This is a genomic window from Dehalobacter sp. MCB1 (assembly GCF_003590275.1).
In the GTDB taxonomy this organism is placed as follows: domain Bacteria; phylum Bacillota; class Desulfitobacteriia; order Desulfitobacteriales; family Syntrophobotulaceae; genus Dehalobacter.
Window position 1 is genome coordinate 157,561 of the sequence record NZ_LXPC01000013.1, and the last position, 18,241, is coordinate 175,801.

General features: G+C 39.0%; 16 protein-coding genes. 13 read left to right on the top strand and 3 right to left on the bottom strand.

Features of this window, described 5'->3' with window-relative positions; genetic code table 11:
- The first annotated feature begins 75 nt into the window (after positions 1-75).
- From A7K50_RS10710 to A7K50_RS10760, 11 genes are all read left to right on the top strand, one after another.
- The gene (locus A7K50_RS10710) at positions 76-1,107 is read left to right on the top strand and encodes a hypothetical protein (protein ID WP_119776142.1); all 1,032 of its coding nucleotides are present in this window, start codon (positions 76-78) and stop codon (positions 1,105-1,107) included.
- Positions 1,104-2,711 (top strand): hypothetical protein, encoded by a 1,608-nt coding sequence (locus A7K50_RS10715; RefSeq protein ID WP_119776144.1) that lies wholly within the window; start codon positions 1,104-1,106, stop codon positions 2,709-2,711. The genes A7K50_RS10710 and A7K50_RS10715 overlap by 4 nt, the downstream gene beginning before the upstream one ends.
- Before the next feature lie 238 nt (positions 2,712-2,949).
- On the top strand, positions 2,950-4,893 hold the full coding sequence (locus A7K50_RS10720; RefSeq protein ID WP_119776145.1) for a P-loop NTPase fold protein: 1,944 nt from the start codon (positions 2,950-2,952) through the stop codon (positions 4,891-4,893).
- Between the two features lie 119 nt (positions 4,894-5,012).
- Positions 5,013-5,201, top strand: coding sequence for a DUF429 domain-containing protein (locus A7K50_RS10725; RefSeq protein WP_282432349.1), 189 nt, complete (start codon positions 5,013-5,015; stop codon positions 5,199-5,201).
- Positions 5,202-5,422: 221 nt separating this feature from the next.
- The gene (locus A7K50_RS10730) at positions 5,423-6,892 is read left to right on the top strand and encodes a class I SAM-dependent DNA methyltransferase (RefSeq protein WP_119776149.1); all 1,470 of its coding nucleotides are present in this window, start codon (positions 5,423-5,425) and stop codon (positions 6,890-6,892) included.
- Positions 6,885-8,045, top strand: a complete 1,161-nt coding sequence (locus tag A7K50_RS10735) for a restriction endonuclease subunit S (protein WP_119776150.1) — start codon at positions 6,885-6,887, stop codon at positions 8,043-8,045. Before A7K50_RS10730 ends, A7K50_RS10735 begins: the two co-directional genes overlap by 8 nt.
- A 15-nt stretch (positions 8,046-8,060) precedes the next feature.
- Complete coding sequence (locus A7K50_RS10740) at positions 8,061-11,411, top strand: DEAD/DEAH box helicase family protein (protein WP_119776152.1); 3,351 nt, start codon at positions 8,061-8,063, stop codon at positions 11,409-11,411.
- 75 nt (positions 11,412-11,486) lie between these two features.
- Positions 11,487-11,669 carry a hypothetical protein gene (locus A7K50_RS13985; protein ID WP_132102099.1) on the top strand — a complete coding sequence of 61 codons (183 nt, stop codon included), beginning with the start codon at positions 11,487-11,489 and terminating at the stop codon, positions 11,667-11,669.
- Between the two features lie 364 nt (positions 11,670-12,033).
- Positions 12,034-12,840 (top strand): PASTA domain-containing protein, encoded by an 807-nt coding sequence (locus tag A7K50_RS10750; protein WP_119776154.1) that lies wholly within the window; start codon positions 12,034-12,036, stop codon positions 12,838-12,840.
- Positions 12,841-13,192: 352 nt separating this feature from the next.
- On the top strand, positions 13,193-14,242 hold the full coding sequence (locus A7K50_RS10755; RefSeq protein ID WP_119776155.1) for a virulence RhuM family protein: 1,050 nt from the start codon (positions 13,193-13,195) through the stop codon (positions 14,240-14,242).
- Between the two features lie 78 nt (positions 14,243-14,320).
- On the top strand, positions 14,321-14,923 hold the full coding sequence (locus tag A7K50_RS10760; protein WP_119776157.1) for a class I SAM-dependent methyltransferase: 603 nt from the start codon (positions 14,321-14,323) through the stop codon (positions 14,921-14,923).
- Here the strand turns inward: A7K50_RS10760 and A7K50_RS10765 are convergent.
- The gene (locus tag A7K50_RS10765; RefSeq protein ID WP_119776158.1) at positions 14,912-15,424 is read right to left on the bottom strand and encodes an isochorismatase family cysteine hydrolase; all 513 of its coding nucleotides are present in this window, start codon (positions 15,422-15,424) and stop codon (positions 14,912-14,914) included. The two genes, A7K50_RS10760 and A7K50_RS10765, sit on opposite strands and share 12 nt — an antisense overlap.
- Before the next feature lie 119 nt (positions 15,425-15,543).
- On the opposite strand from A7K50_RS10765, the gene A7K50_RS10770 reads away from it, so the two are divergent.
- Both A7K50_RS10770 and dinD read left to right on the top strand, forming a co-directional pair.
- Positions 15,544-16,476: a YafY family protein gene (locus tag A7K50_RS10770; protein ID WP_119776160.1), complete on the top strand. Its 933-nt coding sequence runs from the start codon at positions 15,544-15,546 to the stop codon at positions 16,474-16,476.
- 151 nt (positions 16,477-16,627) lie between these two features.
- Positions 16,628-17,464 carry a DNA damage-inducible protein D gene (gene dinD / locus A7K50_RS10775; RefSeq protein ID WP_119776161.1) on the top strand — a complete coding sequence of 279 codons (837 nt, stop codon included), beginning with the start codon at positions 16,628-16,630 and terminating at the stop codon, positions 17,462-17,464.
- Between the two features lie 269 nt (positions 17,465-17,733).
- Here dinD and A7K50_RS10780 read toward each other — a convergent pair whose 3' ends face one another.
- Together A7K50_RS10780 and A7K50_RS10785 are read right to left on the bottom strand one after the other, a co-directional pair.
- Positions 17,734-17,973 (bottom strand): DUF2922 domain-containing protein, encoded by a 240-nt coding sequence (locus A7K50_RS10780; protein WP_026156625.1) that lies wholly within the window; start codon positions 17,971-17,973, stop codon positions 17,734-17,736.
- A gap of 36 nt (positions 17,974-18,009) precedes the next feature.
- The gene (locus A7K50_RS10785) at positions 18,010-18,234 is read right to left on the bottom strand and encodes a DUF1659 domain-containing protein (RefSeq protein WP_020492989.1); all 225 of its coding nucleotides are present in this window, start codon (positions 18,232-18,234) and stop codon (positions 18,010-18,012) included.
- Between the last annotated feature and the right edge of the window lie 7 nt (positions 18,235-18,241).

An 18,241-nucleotide genomic window follows, 5' to 3' on the forward strand; every position in this document is an offset into this window, starting at 1 on the left:
GAAGTCTATATAGAACTAGACAGAGATAGAAGAATAGATAACCTTAAAATGTAAATAAACAGGAGGAGATTCTTTATGGCTTATGTAGTTAAGTCATCTGAGCGTCTGAGACCTTCAGCTGCTGATACGGAAACGAAATCATTATTGTATTTAATGAATTTCAGGGATGATAGTGATGAAATTCATTATTTTGTAGTTGATTTTTTCAATGATCTAACAGGCATGTCAAAAATGTCAGATAAGCTTTGGGACTTGCAGTCAAAGGGTGATAAGCAGTCTTCTCCTCATGCTATCGGTGCTGAATTGGTTACGTTGTATAAAAATTATATTAGTGAATTTGAGTTTGATAACTATATCCTTTTCTTGGGAGGGGTATCAAATACAGTTAGAGTTGATGATAAATTATCAAAATTCACTATTTCTAATGTAAAAGAAACTGCGTTGGCAAACCTAAAAAATGGGTTAATAGAGGAATGCAAGAGGAAAACCTATATTGCGAATGAGGATATCAGCGAAGAAAAAATAGACAAGTTTTTGAAAAAAGTACATTTTGTAATAGATGATCAGAGCAAGGCAGACTATGTCAAAAAGATAATAAAATTAAACTCGGGGATAATTCCAAAGGAGGAGACGCTGATAGCCATTTTTAATGAGATAAGAGATGTACAGGCTGGAAAGAAGAATATCAGTGTCGTAGAGGGGGTTACAGTAGTAGCTCCGGATGAGGCATTAAATTATGGAAGACATTTGACTACCACAGAGATTCGCCTTTTGGTGCTCAATAGAATATTGAATCAAAATGTAATTGGTTCAAATGTGCCGCGTTCATTTATAAATACTTACATCCAGTTTCCAGAAGAGAAAAGAAAGAATATGTTAGAGGATTGTCAGCTAGATTTATCCAGAGCGCTATTTAACAGTAATTGTCAGGAAGATTTCTGGAAGCTTTTTGAGAATATATACAACGTTATTATTAATAATCCGTCAGATGATATTAATGAGTTATACAGAAAATTGGATAAGAATATTTCAAAAAGATGTATGGATTTTGAAACTCTTTCACTAAAATATTTTATATCGTTGATTAAGGATGGTATCGAATTATGATAGTTAGAGCAATTTTTATTGGAAATACGGATGAAGCATATGCTTTTGAAAACTTTAACAGTGGGTTAAATATCATTTTTAGTGATGATAATAACAAGGGTAAGACAATAGTAATTCAGTCAATTATGTATTGTTTGGGTAATATACCGGCTTTTCCTACCTCATTTGCTTATGAAAAATATTTTCACATCTTGTATGTTGAACATAATGAGGAGTTAGTAAAAATCTGTAGAAGAGCAAAAAATTTTGTAATTAAAAAAGGTGAAGAGTACGCAGTTTTTGATAATACGGCTGAGTTTAAACGATATTGGAATAAAAATATTCAAACGTTGCCTGTAATAGAAAAGGATAGTGTTTTGAGAATTGTTGATCCGGAATTATTAGTACAATTATTTTTCGTTGGTCAGGATAAGAAGACAACTTCAGATATTGTTAATAAAGGCTGGTACAGAAAAAATGATTTTTATTCACTTCTGTATGCCATGGCTGGAATAAATAATTGTAACGCTTCTGTTGAAGATGTAGATAATATAAAAATTAAAATTAAGGATTTAAAGGCTGAGAAGGGGATTTTGCTAAAGGAAAACAAGATTCTAAAAGAGCATAATACGGCTTTTGAATATTTGAGTGCAACTAATGACAAAATTGCACTTGAAAATACGTTTAAAGAAATGGAGAGGGTAAAAGATAAGCTACTTGCGCTCAAGAAAGCAAGAGCTAATGCTGTCTCAAGACGAACTAAAAATGAATTAACACAAAAGGAACTCCGTTCATTGAATAGAACGATGAAAACAGGGCAAATTGCTTGTTTGGATTGCGGTTCAAAACATATAGCATATGAAAGTGCAGATTCTGAATTCTCTTTTGATATTTCTACATCTACAATGAGAAAACAAATATTAGATGCTGTACAGGAAAAAATTGATATATATAATGAAGAGATTGATCGACTAAATAAGGAAATTATTATTTGTCAGAGAGAGTTGGACTCTTCTCTGCAAGTTGATGATATTTCTATAGAGGCATTGTTGGTAGTACGACAGGAATTGGAAAGTGCGAAGAATGCAGATCAGCGAGTAAGTGAGATAGATTTGGAATTACAAAAATTAGGTGAACAATTGGAAAAGAAAGAGGCTCTTGTTGATTATGGAGAAAGAAAGTGCGAAAACCTGTTGACTAATGTTGTAGAGTCGATGAATGAATTTTATAAAGCTGTTGATATTGCAAATGAGAACGCATACAGCGATATATTTACCTCAAGAGATAAGATTTATTCAGGCAGTGAAGCTACAGAATTTCATTTAGCCCGTATGTATGCTTTTGAAAAGATTCTTCAACATGGATTTCCTATTATTGTAGATTCTTTTAGAGCAGAAGACTTGTCTTCAGAACGAGAGAAGAAAGCACTACAAAAGTTGTCTGAATTGACCAATCAGATAATACTTACCACCACATTAAAAGAAGAAGAAGAAAATAAATATGTAAACAATCTAGAAGTTCACAGTATTGATTTTAGTGGGCATGTTACAAACAAAATTCTTACAACGGAATATGTTGAAAGATTTTTAACTGCTGCAAATGAAATGTCAGTATTGTTAAGGTGAATTGGGCATCAGTAATTTTGATGAAGAATATGAAAGCGGAATTGATAAAATAATTTAGTACAATAGACAAATTATAAATCATCTTCGGTAGTTCTTTGGTATAGGCAACGCTTCCCTTCGTCGCCCACGCTCCGGAAGATACAGGGTATAAAATCAAAACGCGAACTACCAATGATAATATGGCACTGGCTGAATATCGGAAAACGTGATGATTAAATTTCGGAAGTGAGATAACACTATGAACACAATAGATGAATTATTATACTATTGCAGAGAAATCGAGCCTGTAGGTGCTTTACTACTAACTGGAGAATGGGGATGTGGAAAAACATATCTTATAGAGCATGAATTAAAAGATGCGCTTAAGGATGAGGCAGTAGTTCTTCGAGTAACATTGTTTGGCATATCTTCACCTGAAGAAATACATAATGCTGTTAAGAATGCATGGATACAAGAATATTGCAAAGTTAAGGGTATTGATGGAGTTACTAAAAAAGTTGCTGAGGTTAAAGAGATCATTAAAAAATTGGCATTTCTTCCGGAAAAGGTTAGGGGTATCGCTTCTACAGATGTGACTGCTTTCTTCCCATTTAGCAAGAAAATGGAAGACAAATCAGTAATACTTGTTTTTGATGATTTAGAACGTTGTCGAATGAGTAGTGTAGACGTGTTGGGCATTATTAATGATTATTGCGAAAATCAAAAGTATCACACGATCATTGTTGCAAATCAAGAGAAGATTATAACTAAACAGGAATCAACTCAAATAACTGCCGAAATACAGTTTGTTTCTTCTAAAAAAAGCAAAGTCGAGTCAAATGAGAAAAAAGCCACTTTGACAATCAATATGCCCCCTCAAATGGAACAGGGAGAGATTTCATACACAGAAATCAAGGAAAAAATCATTCAGAGAACTGTGCAATATTTGCCGGATTACCCTGAAATAGTACATGCCATTATTAAAGGTATGAAATATAAGGACAGTGAATATAACGCATTCGTGGAAAGGTGTGAAGAAGGTCTATTAGAATTATTTGCACCTGATAGAAATACTTTTGGATATGGCGGAAAGCAGACTGAAAAAGGAATGGAGCAACCCTGGAGAAGAACCCATAACATCAGAAGTTTAAAATGTGCAATAAGTGATTTTTATCGTGTATATAGTATATTGTATGATAATGAATTTGAAGATATTGCTGACTGGTTTTATAGTTTTGCAGCATATGTGATTTCATATAAAGCAGATATTGCTAAAGACGGTCATTACGGTACTCTTTTTTCTGATGGAGAAGTGCGTAAGCTATACCCAGTTTTTCAAGAACAATATATGTTTAGTGCTGTAAAACAATGGATACTTCATGGTGTTTGGAATGGGGATGCTATATCGCACGAGATTGAAATCATAAAGAAACGCAAAGAAGCCCAAAAGCCATGTGAGATTATAAAAGTTAATCGGATAATGGATGTTGACGAAGAGATAATCGATAAGGGCTTTGGAGATTTTCTTAATAGCGCATATGAGGGTAGCTTGACTTTAGATGACTATGTTCTTTTTATTGAGAATAGCAGTTGGGCAAGATACTACGGATACTCCTTTCCTGTAGAGATAGATTGGGATAAAGTTCAGGGAGGAGTCGGTAAGCGCATAGAGAGCCTTAAAGAGGTATTGCCAGAAGGCCAAATATTATTTCATGTTATTAGAGATGACAATAAGGAACATTTTACTGATGAAGAATGGGGTACATATAAGCTTATTTCTGATTTTGCGCTTAGTGATGGATTGATGTTTTTCAAGAATAGAAAACTATACATTGGAAAAATGAAAGAGTTTGCATCTTCATCTTTCGTTATCATTCAAAATAAAAGGTTTAATATATTTGATGAAGAAATGGCTATAGTTACAGCGCAAGCGTTTGCTCAGGATAATAATACTGGAAAGAAGCTGTTTGTTCACTATTTTAAAGATATGTGGAAATGTAATATTGAATCATCAGATATTCAGATTGAAGAGAGTCTGAAAGGATTTTCTAAACTAAGGGATTTATTAAAAGAACAGATTCAAGATTCTCAAATGAAGAAAAAAACTTTTGCAGTGTTGCATACAGAAGGATTTATTCAAGCAGTTGAGGAATTGATTGCATCTAAATGCACGGAAAAAGATCAAGAGCTGTCAAATAGATAATGCGAGTAAATAATTTCTGTTATTTCAACTTCATCTAATGTTTATGACCGACTTATCCTGTCGTGTTGGGAACTTTCTATTATAATCTGAGGTTTTAAATTCGCGTTTGGAGGAAGAGACTGGTGGAAAGTCATCCGGAGCTCTGTTTTGCCAAACTTAACAAAAATCAGCCGATTATCGAAAACAAACGGACGAAGGAAGGCGAACAAAAACGGCTTGACGTCTTACAGCGATATTATCCCGAGGCCAGGCGCGTTGTCGAAAAAATTTTAGCCGATGTGCCTTATCGCAAGAAAACGATGATGTGATCGATGCGCTTTGTCTGGCGGTTTGCGGAATGATCGGACAGGAGAATGGGTTTTATACCATACCTGAAAATCCGATGATGGACAAGAGTGGATTACTTATGCAAATGATATGCCCGATAATCTAAAACCGTTAACGATAAAAAGGAAATATATTTCCGATGAAGAATATCTTAAAAGGTCATTTCGTAGCATTTAAAATCAAGCTGAATAGGAGCTAACATATGTTAACAGGAAATATTCGCAACAAGGTGGACAAGATCTGGACCGATATGTGGGCCGGAGGAATAACTAATCCTCTAACCGTTATTGAACAACTTACGTATTTAATGTTTATCCGTTCGTTAGACGAAAAGGAATTGGAAATAGAAAGCGCGGAAAATCTAAGTGGTGAATCTCTAAAGAAGATCTTCCCTCAGACTGATGAAGGGCAGGATATGCGCTGGAGCAAATTTAAAACCAAGGATTCACGGATCATTTATGACATTGTCGGGACGAAGGTATTTCCGTTTATAAAAACGATGAATGGGGAAAGCCAATCTGCCTTTTCGCGTTATATGCAGGATGCTATGTTCTTAATTCCGACCCCTCAGGTATTGCAGAAGATTATTACCGGCCTGGATGAACTTTATGAACACGATATTAAGGATCTGGACATGCAGGGCGATGTTTATGAGTATATGCTCGGTAAGCTTTCTCAGGCTGGTACCAATGGTCAGTTCAGGACACCCAAACAGATCCGGGATATGATGGTCCGGCTCTTAGCCCCAACTCCGGACGATAAAATCTGTGACCCTGCCTGTGGGACGGCAGGTTTTCTCGTATCATGCGCCGAGTACATCCGGGAAAATTTTGAGGCTGAAATGAGCAGTGAACAATGGAAGCATTTCGGCGGGGATATGTTTACCGGCTTTGATACGGATCGGACCATGCTGCGCCTCTCTGCGATGAACCTGATGCTGCACTCGATTACTCAACCACATATTGATTATGTAGACAGCGTTTCCAAGCAGAACAGTATTGCTTCTGCCTATGATATCGTCCTGGCGAATCCGCCTTTTACCGGAACAGTCGATGAAGAGAGCATAAATGATAACCTCAAAGCGGTCTGCAGCACCAAGAAGACAGAGCTGCTTTTTGTGGCCTTATTTTTACGGATGTTACGCAAAGGCGGTCGTTGCTCCTGTATTGTTCCCGATGGGGTATTATTCGGAAGCACGAAGGCCCATAAAGCATTACGAATGGAACTGGTTGAAAATCATCAGCTTCAGGCGGTTATTTCTATGCCGAGCGGTGTATTTAAACCCTATGCCGGAGTGAGCACCGCTGTTCTGGTCTTTACGAAGACCGGGGCAGGGGGAACGGAAAAGGTTTGGTTCTATGATATGAAAGCAGACGGTTACTCCTTAGACGATAAGCGAACACCGGTAGAAGCCAATGATATTCCGGATATCCTAGCACGTTACCATAACCTTGAAGGGGAGGTAGATCGGAAACCTACGGAGCAGAGCTTTTTTGTGGAGAAGTCTGCGATAGCAGCAAATGATTATGATTTGTCCATCAACCGTTATAAAGAGGTTGTTTATGAAAAAGTAGAATATGATGCGCCGGACGTTATTATGGCGCGGTTGGATGAGCTTACCATGGATATTTCTTCTAAGATGGAGGAATTGAGGGGGCTTATTGGTGAGTAAGTGGGAAATGGTAAAGCTTGGGGATATTTTTAAAATAACTTCTGGAGGGACACCACTTAAAAGTAAGCCTGAGTATTATGAAAATGGAATTATTCCATGGGTACGAACAGGCGATCTGAAAGAAAAATATATTTTAAAAGTTGAAGGTGTCATAACAGAAGAGGGACTAAAAAATAGTTCAGCAAAAATATTTCCAATAAATACAGTGCTAGTTGCAATGTATGGTGCAACAATTGGCGCTTGTTCAATTCTAGCCATCAAAGCATCTACGAATCAGGCATGCGCTGCTTTTTTTCCAAATGATAAAGTTGATAGTTCCTATTTATACTATTTTCTAAATAGTAAACGAAATGACTTTATAAAAATGGGAGTTGGTGGTGCACAACCTAATATTTCTGCTGCAATTTTAAAAGCTGTAGAACTCCCTCTCCCACCCCTCGAAACCCAAAAGCAAATCGCCAAAACTTTAGAAACCGCTTCAGAGCTGCTTAGCATGCGCAAACAGCAGCTTGCAGAGTTGGATGGGCTTATCAAGTCAGTCTTTTATGATATGTTTGGGGATCCTGTGACGAATGAGAAGGGGTGGATACAAAAATTTTTATATGAATTACTGGATGAAATCAAGTATGGAACTAGCACGCCTCCGATATTTTCAGATTATGGATATTGCTTTATAAGGGCAACAAACATTAAGTTTGGCAGAATCATAGAGGAAGATATGAAGTCTATATCAGAAAATGAAGCAAAAAAAATAAGTAAGTGTAAGCTAAAAGCTGGAGATATAATTATAGTTAGAAGTGGAGTAAATACGGGTGATACTTGTGTTATTGATGGGAAATTTATTGGGCAATATGCAGGGTATGACTTGATATTGACACTAAATTCCAAGTTGTTAAATCCGATATATTTCAACGAGTTGATTAATACTAAATTTCTGGAATTGGTTGTAAAGCCTTTAACAAGAAGAGCAGCTCAACCACACTTAAATGCAGAACAGACAAAAAATCTATCAATAATACTTCCACCACTTACTCTCCAAACTCAATTCGCCTCCATCGTCACCAAAATCGAAGAACAAAAAGCCCTTGTCAAAAAAGTCATCGACGAAACCCAATACCTCTTAGACAGCCTAATGAGCCAGTATTTTGATTAATCCGAGGTGATATAGATGCCTGCAAACTTTGAATTCCTAGAAGGTCAAAAAGAATATCAACTCTTCGCCCCAGCCTGTATCGAAGCGGAACGGGTACTGACTACCTCTCCGGCCATGGCGGCAGTAGGCAGTCGCAAGGCCTTTGAGCTGGCGGTCAAATGGGTATATTCTGCGGATAACACCATCTCCATGCCGTATAAGGATAATTTGCAGGCACTCATTCACGAACCGACTTTTCGTTTTGCAGTGGACAATATCACCTGGAATAAGCTGCCCTACATTATTAAACTCGGCAACCTTGCCGTACACACGGAAAAAGCGATCAGCCGCAGTGATGCGATTCTTTCTTTAGCATCCTTGTTTGAATTTGTGCAATGGATCGATTATTGCTATGGCGCACAATATGAAGAACGGTCTTTTGAGGAAACCAAGATCCCAGGCGAAAAGATCATCATCGATGAAACCAGGATTAAGGAAAAAGAAAGCCTGATTGAGCAAAAGGATTCGGAAATCCAAGCCTTGCGGGCGCAGATTGCCGGCTTGAGCAGTCAGCTTACTGCAGATAAGCAGCAGCATAAGGAAGAACGGCAGTTTAATCCTGAAGATATCTCCGAATTCCTAACCCGCAAAAAATATATTGATGTAGATTTAAAGCTCTTGGGATGGGTATTCGGCGACGATGTCCGAGAAGAAGTAGAACTTGTTGGTATGCCTAACCCGGAAGGCAAAGGTTACGCCGACTACGTGCTTTACGGTAAAGACGGTTTGCCACTGGCTGTCATTGAGGCCAAACGGACTTCCAAAGATCCCAAGATCGGCACCCAGCAGGCCAAGCTTTATGCTGATTGCCTGGAGAAAATGACCGGCAGAAGGCCGATGATGTTTATCACCAATGGCTTTGAGACCTATCTTTGGGATGATGTTACTTCGCCCCAGCGAAAGGTGAGCGGGGTATTTGCCAAAGCGGATTTGGAAAAGCTCATGAACCGCCGCCAGGAACGCAAATCCTTAAATGAGATCGTAATTGACGATAAAATTACCGACCGCTATTACCAAAAAGAGGCCATCCGCGCGGTTTGTGAGAATATCGAAACTGGACACCGCCGATCCTTATTGGTCATGGCCACCGGAACAGGGAAGACCAGGACAGCTTCCAGCTTAACCGATGTCTTATCTCGTGGCGGCTATGTCACCAATATCTTATTTTTAGCGGATCGTACAGCCTTGGTGAAACAGGCGAAGGATGACTTTAAGACGTATCTTCCGGATATGTCGCTGTGCAACCTCCAGAGCAACAAAGAAGATAAGAGTTCCCGCATCGTCTTTTCCACTTATCCGACGATGCTGAATTCTATCAATTCAGCGAAGACCGAGGAGGGGCAGCGGTTATTTACCCCGGCTCATTTTGATTTGATTATCATTGATGAAGCCCATCGCAGTATCTTTAAAAAATACCGGGCGATCTTTGAATATTTTGATGCTTTCCTGGTCGGACTTACGGCTACGCCAAGAACAGAGGTTGACCATAACACCTACGACTTTTTTGAAATGGAAAGAGGCGTTCCTACTTACGCCTATGACTATGAAACGGCTGTGGAGACGGACCATGTACTCGTGCCCTATCATAATATCGAAGTCAAAACGAGGTTTCTGGAGGAAGGGATCGCTTATGATGACCTTCCCGAAGAAGACAAGGCCCGTTTTGAAGAGGATTTTACCGATGAGGACGGGGAGATGCCTGATTTTATACCGTCTCCGGCGATCAATGATTTTATCTTTAACCAGTCTACCGTCGATACCGTCCTTGAAGATCTGATGATCAAAGGGCTAAAGGTTGCAGGTGGGGATCGTCTCGGGAAAACCATTATTTTTGCTCAAAACAAAATGCACGCGCAATATATCATCGAGCGATTTAATAAACTCTATCCCCAATATCATGGGAGCTTTGCGAAGCGAATCGTTTGTGATGACAGCTATGCACAAACCCTCATCATTGATTTTAAAATCGCGGCAAGAGATCCACATATTGCTGTATCGGTGGACATGCTGGATACCGGTATCGATGTGCCGGAAATCCTCAACCTCGTATTTTTTAAGCGTGTGCGCTCGAAAATAAAGTTCTGGCAGATGATTGGCCGGGGAACCAGGCTTTGTCCCAATCTCTTTGGTGAAAATCAGGATAAGACGTATTTTCTGATTTTTGATTACTTGGGGAACTTTGAATTTTTCCGAACCAATAAAGATGGCTTAATTGGAAGCGAGTCGCCAAGCCTTTCCGAAGTGATCTTTGCAAAAAGAATTCGCTTGATCCATCTTCTCCAACAATCTGCCTTTATCGATGCACCTTACCAGGAAATCCGAAACAGCCTGATTCAGACCGTGTTAAATCAAATTAACGCACTGAATCCGGAATTGGTGTCTGTAAAATTACAGCTCCAATACGTGGAGAAATATAAACAGCAAGAGGCTTTTATCTGTCTGTCTGATCGTGATAAGCATGATCTTACCCAATATTTGGCCCCAATTGTTTATCTGGATGATTTAGACGAATATGCTAAACGCTTTGACAACTTAATATATGGGCTCATGATTGCTCAGATCGAAGGTCTGGGACAGTTTCAAAAGGGTAAAAAAGAGCTCATTATTATTTGTATTAAGTTAGGTAAGCGAATGACGATTGCCCAGATCAAAGAGAAAGTCGAACTCATCCATACCACTACCACCGACGAATTCTGGGAAACATCCGATAGCGTCAACTTTGAAAAGGTGAGAGTGGAGCTTCGCGATTTAATCAAGTTTCTGTTTGATGATGGCCCCAATAAGAACCCCATCTATACGAATCTCAAGGATGATATCCTGATGGTCAAAGAAGGAGATCCCTTAGGCCCGGCCTATGATTTTAAAGACTATAAGCTCAAGGTGAACCGCTATATTGAGCAGCACAAAGACCATATTGCTATATATAAATTAAGGAATAATATCCAACTGACAACCAAAGATTACCAAAGCTTAGAACATATCTTGACCGGTGAACTGGGCACGGCTGAGGATTATAAGAGGGAATACCAAGATACTCCGTTTGGCTTGCTGGTCCGAAAAATCGCCAAGATGGAGTATGAAGCTGCAGTTGCTGCCTTTTCTGAATTCATTAATGACCAGTCTTTAAACCATTCCCAGACTGTCTTTGTTAAAAAGATCGTGAATCACATTGTACAAAACGGTTATATTGATAGTGTATCGGAACTGATGAAACCGCCTTTTGACAAACCACAGAGTTTTATCAAACTTTTTGATGGTGCTAAGCAAAAGCGAATTGTAGAAGCGGTTACATCGATTAAGGATAACGCAGTGAAGGTAATAGGTTAGATTCTGACGATGTTTGCTATATGTGATAAAATGTCCAAGATTATGTAAATATATGGTATAATATTTCTACAACAGATGGCTACAGGGCGGTTGGCATTTCCTCCGAAGGGAGGTGATAACAACGGTAAAATATTAAGTGACTTAAACCCTGGAATAACAACCGTTGAAAGTAAGGTTTTTGAGATTTCAAAAGAGCTGTATAATAGCGGGAAATGGTTCGTCCTCATAGATAACAGCAAAAAAGTTGCAATAAATTAATGTAGTAGAAATTGTTTCTGGCATAACTTAGAAATAGGTTATGCCTTTTGAAATAGGAAAATTTTGTGTCGAGAAATTAGAGGATTATGAAAATTAAGGAAGAAATAGTTAAAAATATAGGTCTTCGGCATGTTTAATGGTGAAGAACAACACGTTAAGATCCAGTTTGATAACTCACTTGCTGGCGTTATTATTGATCGCTTTGGGAAAGTCTATTTTGGCTTTTCCAATTTGGTGTGATGGCCAGAGTTATTAGCCCGGATAGCCTGATCCAGGAACTCAAACAACGGGCAGACAGTATAGCAAATTTATATGGCAGGCGCGTGAGATTTGTAAAAGAGTAATAATTTAATATTGATAATAAATGGAGGGTGAAAAAATGGTTTGGCAAAAGGGAGTAATTAAGGCTGGAAAAGAAGTAGCTAAAATAATGGCTCCAGATGTTTTGAATTTGGGGGCAAAAATTGGAACTGAAATTGTGCAAAAGCAGATGAACCTCGTTAAAATTCCTGATTTAAAAGATGTTCATGTTGACGAAGCGTTACGTGTTCTAAAAGATGAACTTAACTTGACGCCAATATCAGCTATCGCAAATCCTAGTTTAGCGTATGCATATGAAAGTGAAAACGATGTGATGCATTCTGAACCAAGATTTGGATCGCGGGTAGATCCAGGGACGACAGTAAAGGTTTACTATCTCACGCAAGAAGTAATCGATAAGAGTAAAAATCTATTAGGAAATGTGGTTCAAGAATTTCAAGTTCCAAGAATCATTGGGCTTAATATCTATGAGGCACGCGAAGACCTTGAGGGCTTAGGGCTGAAAGTCACTGAAAAATTAGAAAAACCACATTTGAGTTTCATCGGTAAAGAAGATGGTCAGGTAACTCGATTTACTTATCCAAATGATCAAAAAATCGGTTCCAAGTTAAAGTCTGGCGATCGCGTTTGGCTCTATTATCTCAATGAAGAAGTGATATTGGAGAGTACGTCAATAAAAGATAAAAAGGAAAAAGATAGGCAAGAGACGTTCGGTAAAATCGGTAAGGTTACCAAAGACGTTACAAAAGAAATTTACACAGGCACTGTCGATGCACCTAAGAATATTGCTAAAAATATTAAAAATCCGTTCACAAAGAAAAAGGTGAGTTCAGATGAGAGTGAAGAATAGTGGACATTAAATAGCTTTGATATTGAATGCATGCGCTTTTCGCATAAAATAGTATTGTTCAAAAATATTAGATTATTAAGTGATATAAAAAAGAGTGAGTGGTTTTTGTTAAGGCCTGACAGTCAAAGTATAAAGTGGTCGAATTCGACCACTTTATATAATCAGGTTAGCTTGGAGGATAAACATGACTGCATTTGCTTATGGGATTAATTGGTTGACCAAGAACGTACGTTCGTATATAATGGACATAGATGTGCTATTTGCAAGGTTACTATGAATCCCGATGAAATTGGTGTCGGATTACAGTTGATACAGGTGAACTTGAAACATAAAAGCGGAGGATACAAAACCCATGACAAAGAAAAAGTATACCGAAATCACAATCCGCTCCAGTGCAGCTGAATATCTGACATTTATCGCAGCAACAGGCGATAATGAACAAAGTTTTGAAGTTCGCTATCAGGATGAAAATATTTGGATTACGCAAAAAATGATGGCTACATTGTATGAGGTGAGTGTTGCAGCAATTAACCAACATTTAAGAAAGATTTTTGATGACCGCGAGCTCGAACCTGATTCAGTTATTAAGAAATACTTAATAACTGCTGCAGACAAAAAAAAATATAATACAAACCATTATAATCTTCAGGCAATAATAGCAGTGGGTTTTAAAGTCAACAACGAGCGAGCTGTTCAATTCCGCAAATGGGCAAATCAGATTGTGAAGAATTATACCATTCAAGGTTGGGTTATGGATGAGGAACGTCTAAAACATGGCGGAACAATCCTCACACAGGAATATTTTGACCGACAACTTGAAAAAATTCGAGAAATACGTATGAGCGAACGTCGGTTCTATCAGAAAATAACCGACATTTATGCAACAAGTCTTGATTATGATAGCACAGCAAAAACTACACGGGATTTTTTCGCAAAGGTACAAAACAAGTTACACTTTGCCGTTCACGGTAACACTGCAGCCGAAGTTATATATAATCGAGCAGACGCCCAAAAAAAGCATATGGGTTTGACTACTTGGAATGACGCGCCACAAGGGAAAATCCAGCCCAACGATGTTGTTGTGGCAAAAAATTATTTATCAGAAGAAGAATTGCATTCGCTTGAACTCATCGTGTCAGCGTATCTTGATTTGGCTGAACGCCGTACCATGGGACATATTCCAATGACAATGGAAGATTGGGCAAAACATCTTGACTTAATTCTTCAGGCTGACGGAAACGAACTCTTAACAAACGCAGGAAAAATATCCGCGCAAATAGCCGAGCAGCACGCACTAAGCGAATTTGAAAAATATCGTGTCATTCAAGACAGATTGTTTGAAAGTGACTATGACAGATTTTTAGCACAGCTGGATATGTTAGAAGAAAAAAGCAAGCAGTGAGTAACCGATGCTCAGGGGAACGATTTAAATATTATGTTTTGGTCTTATGGCAAATATGAGTTTTAAAGGAGTAATCCTATGGAGGAACTTGTAAAACATGCCTCGGTATTTAATCGAATTGCACCGATCTATAATTGGTATTTCCGTCAGCAAGTAAAAGACTATCGCTCGCTTATTAACTGTTACGATGATTTGTTTCAAATTCCCTCTGCTGGCAAAGTACTCGATATTGGCTGCGGCACAGGGGCATTATTATATTCCCTGGCAGAAAGGGGTTATCTTGGAACCGGCGTGGATTTTTCCGATGGTATGCTGCGGGCGGCTAAAAAGTCGACGCAAGACCGATCGATCGCGTTTGTCCAGGCAGATGTTACCCAGGGGCTGGATTTCCCTGAAAAGAGCTTCGACTTGGTTCTTGCCTTTTATGTCCTTCATGGTCTGAGCTCCGGCTTGCGTCAGAAGATTTATGCTGAGGCCAGCAGGCTTTCGCGCGGCCGAATTCTTTTTTATGATTACAATCAGAAGCGTCGCTTGCTTACAGACATTGCAGAATGGGCTGAAGGAGGCGACTATTTTGAATTTGTACGTCATGGGGCGGACGAAATGAAAGCTTTTTTTTCACATGTGGAAGTGATTGACGCCGGGATCCAGACTGCTTTTTATGTTTGCTCATCCAAGTGAATCGATGTGATTCGATAACAAGTCATTTAAACGAATGATTTTACTGCCTTTACTTTCATAATAGCGCAGCATTTCGTCAATTTTCCTTTTATCATAACTGGTAATGCAATCGGATAGGACATTAACGCCATAATTTGCTTTGCATAAGTTGTAACAGGTTGATTTAACACATAGAGCAGCATCTGCTCCTGTTATGTAGAAATCACCTATTTCATTTTTTCGAATAAAGTCTGTAAATTCTTCACTGCTTAAGGCGTTTCCTTTGTATTTTGTAAATACATTTTTTGATACTATTTTCAAGTCTGAAGCTAATTCAGACCCATATGTATTGGTTTTAAAAGTCCGCGTACCGGCTGACAAATTTTCATGCCTGATATAAATAACATGAATATGATTATGGACTGCCCAATCAATCGCTTTATTGATATTGTCAATAATATCCTTATAATTCTTGGTTATATCATTTTGAATATCAATGATGACTAAGGCTTTTTTCTGCATAGTGTCTCCTCCTGATAGGTAGATTGATTTGTTTGCTATTTTATTGTACCGTGTAATTGTTGACAACAGTGTGGCAACAATCCATAATGATAAAAAGAAATTTTGAAGGCGGCTATCAGATGAAGGTTGACAGGCTTGTTAGCATTATTATGATACTCCTTGATAAAGAGCGTATAGGCGCACAGGAGTTAGCAGATATGTTTGAAGTGTCACCCCGCACAATCTACCGCGACATAGACACTATCAACCTGGCGGGTATTCCTGTTCGCGCAACATCGGGAGTGGGCGGCGGCTTTGAAATCATGCAGAAATACAAGATTGATAGAAAGGTTTTTTCGACTACCGACCTTTCCGCTATCTTGATGGGGCTTTCCAGTCTTTCCAACATGATACGAGGGGATGAACTGGTAAACGCCCTTGCGAAAGTCAAGAGTTTTATCCCCGCCGATAGAGCGAAAGACATTGAATTAAAAGCAAATCAAATGTATATCGATTTAAGTCCGTGGATGGGCAACAGGAACATACAATCCTATTTAGAAATGATCAAAACAGCTTTGCAGGAAAGTAAGCTGCTTTCGTTTGAATATGCAGACCGCTACGGAAATAAAACCGCACGAACAGCCGAGCCTTATCAGCTTGTATTGAAAAGTAGTCATTGGTACTTACAAGGGTATTGCCATAAAAGAAATGATTTTCGCTTATTCAAACTATCCCGCACATCAAACCTACAAATACAAGAGGAATTTTTTACGCCACGAGATTACCAAAAACCGCAGTTGGATTTCACTGATATTTTGGCAACGATGCAAACAAAAATCAAAATTCGTATTCATAAATCTGTCATGGACAGGGTGCTTGATTATTGCACTTATGAACACTTTTCGCCACACGGTGATGAGCATTACATTGTTAGTTTTCCTTTCATAGAGAACGAATACTACTACAATATTCTTTTCAGTTTCGGGGATAAATGCGAGTGTTTAGAGCCGTTACATATCCGCACAGAAATGAAGCGTAGAATACATGCTATAGCTACCTTATACGAAAGCTAGAACAAGGAGTCTATTCTCATATTCACAATCAGAACAAATGTACATAGAAAGCCCTAAAACGAATATTTCTCTTGCCATGCTGAATAATGTGGTATAAAATACCATTAGAACATATGTTCGTTAGTGATTGTCTCAGAGGAGGAGAGTTCATATGACTGAGATTGAAAGTTATTCTGAAAAAACTTTTGAGGCTATCAAACATTTGACTACAGAGGGTATTGAGTTTTGGTATGCCAGAGAGTTAAAGGTTGTATTGGAATATCAACAATGGAGGAGTTTTACCGATGTAATAGAGCGTGCAAAGATCGCTTGCCAAAATAGCGGCTATCTTGTTGCAGACCATTTTGCGGAGATCCGCAAAATGGTTGATATCGGTTCAGGTGCTGAACGAGAGATAGAAGATATAATGCTTTCCCGTTATGCATGTTATTTAATTGTTCAAAATGGAGACTCTCGAAAAAAAGTGATTGCAATTGGACAAACTTATTTTGCCGTAAAGACACGTCAGCAAGAATTAATTGAGAACTATGATCAGTTGAATGAAGAACAGAAGCGTTTAGCAATCCGCAACGAGATGATAGTTCATAATAAGTCTTTAGCTGAGGCGGCAAAAGAGGCCGGCGTTGTTGAAGCAAAGGATTATGCGGTTTTTCAAAATAAAGGGTACCAAGGATTGTATGGTGGCTTTGGGGTGAAAGAAATCCATGAACGCAAAGGCTTAAAGAAAAGCCAAAAAATACTCGACCATATGGGAAGCACCGAATTAGCGGCAAATCTATTCCGAGCTACTCAAACAGATGAAAAATTGAGAAGAGAGAATGTTAAAGGAAAAGATAAAGCCAATCAGACTCATTTTCAAGTAGGACAAAAGGTAAGGCAAACGATTAAAGAATTGGGAGGAACCATGCCGGAGGATTTGCCAACACCGGGGAAGAGCATTCAACAAATTGAGAAGGAACATAAGGGTAGGGATATGGAGATAAAATAAGAAACTCGCGTGCCTCTTGCATGATGCCAGTGAGACCTAAATTTCCGATATATCGCGACCGGTCAAACAAATCTGCCTGATTATATTGCCAAAGAATCCAGATTGCAGTTTCTGCATCGGGGTTATTTTGTAAAGTTTTATTGCCGAACTAAGAGTGATTAAGGCGATTACGTAAAGCTCGTTGTACGAGGGCGGCCTTGCGGCCGCCAATCCCTCGAAATGATGCCTTGAAACCAGCCATGCTCTCCGGACAGCTTATCCGGAGTATTTTATTCTTGGGGGGGATCGTAGAGATCGTCCGTGGTAGTATCTACCACTTTAATATCTCTCTTGCTTGTCAGATCCCCACTGGAAGTGGCAAAAATGTTTTTTGCCATGATGAGGTCCATGACCGTCCCGACTTGGGCAAGCGTAAGGCCTGCCTTTGGCTGGGGAAGGGTAATGGTAAACGCCTTACCACCTACGGTCGTAAATACCATTCTTAAAACTTTCTGGCTCGTTATTGCCATGCTCTGTCACCACCTGGAATTATTTTCTCCGGTCGGTTATTCATCGGTCAGCTCAAAAATTTTTAGGCGGCGGATATCTGTCAATGGATAATCCACCAGGCTTGATAAAGCGACAGCCACATCGTATACGTCCTGATCAGTTGCCGTTGCTTTAACGCCGGTCAGGCTTTTTTGCCGGAGAACAGGTGCGCCGCCGGCGGTAGTTCCTGTCTGATAGCGGGTCGCCATTACGGAGTCCAACGTGTTTACCACTAAAGTCATAGCTTAG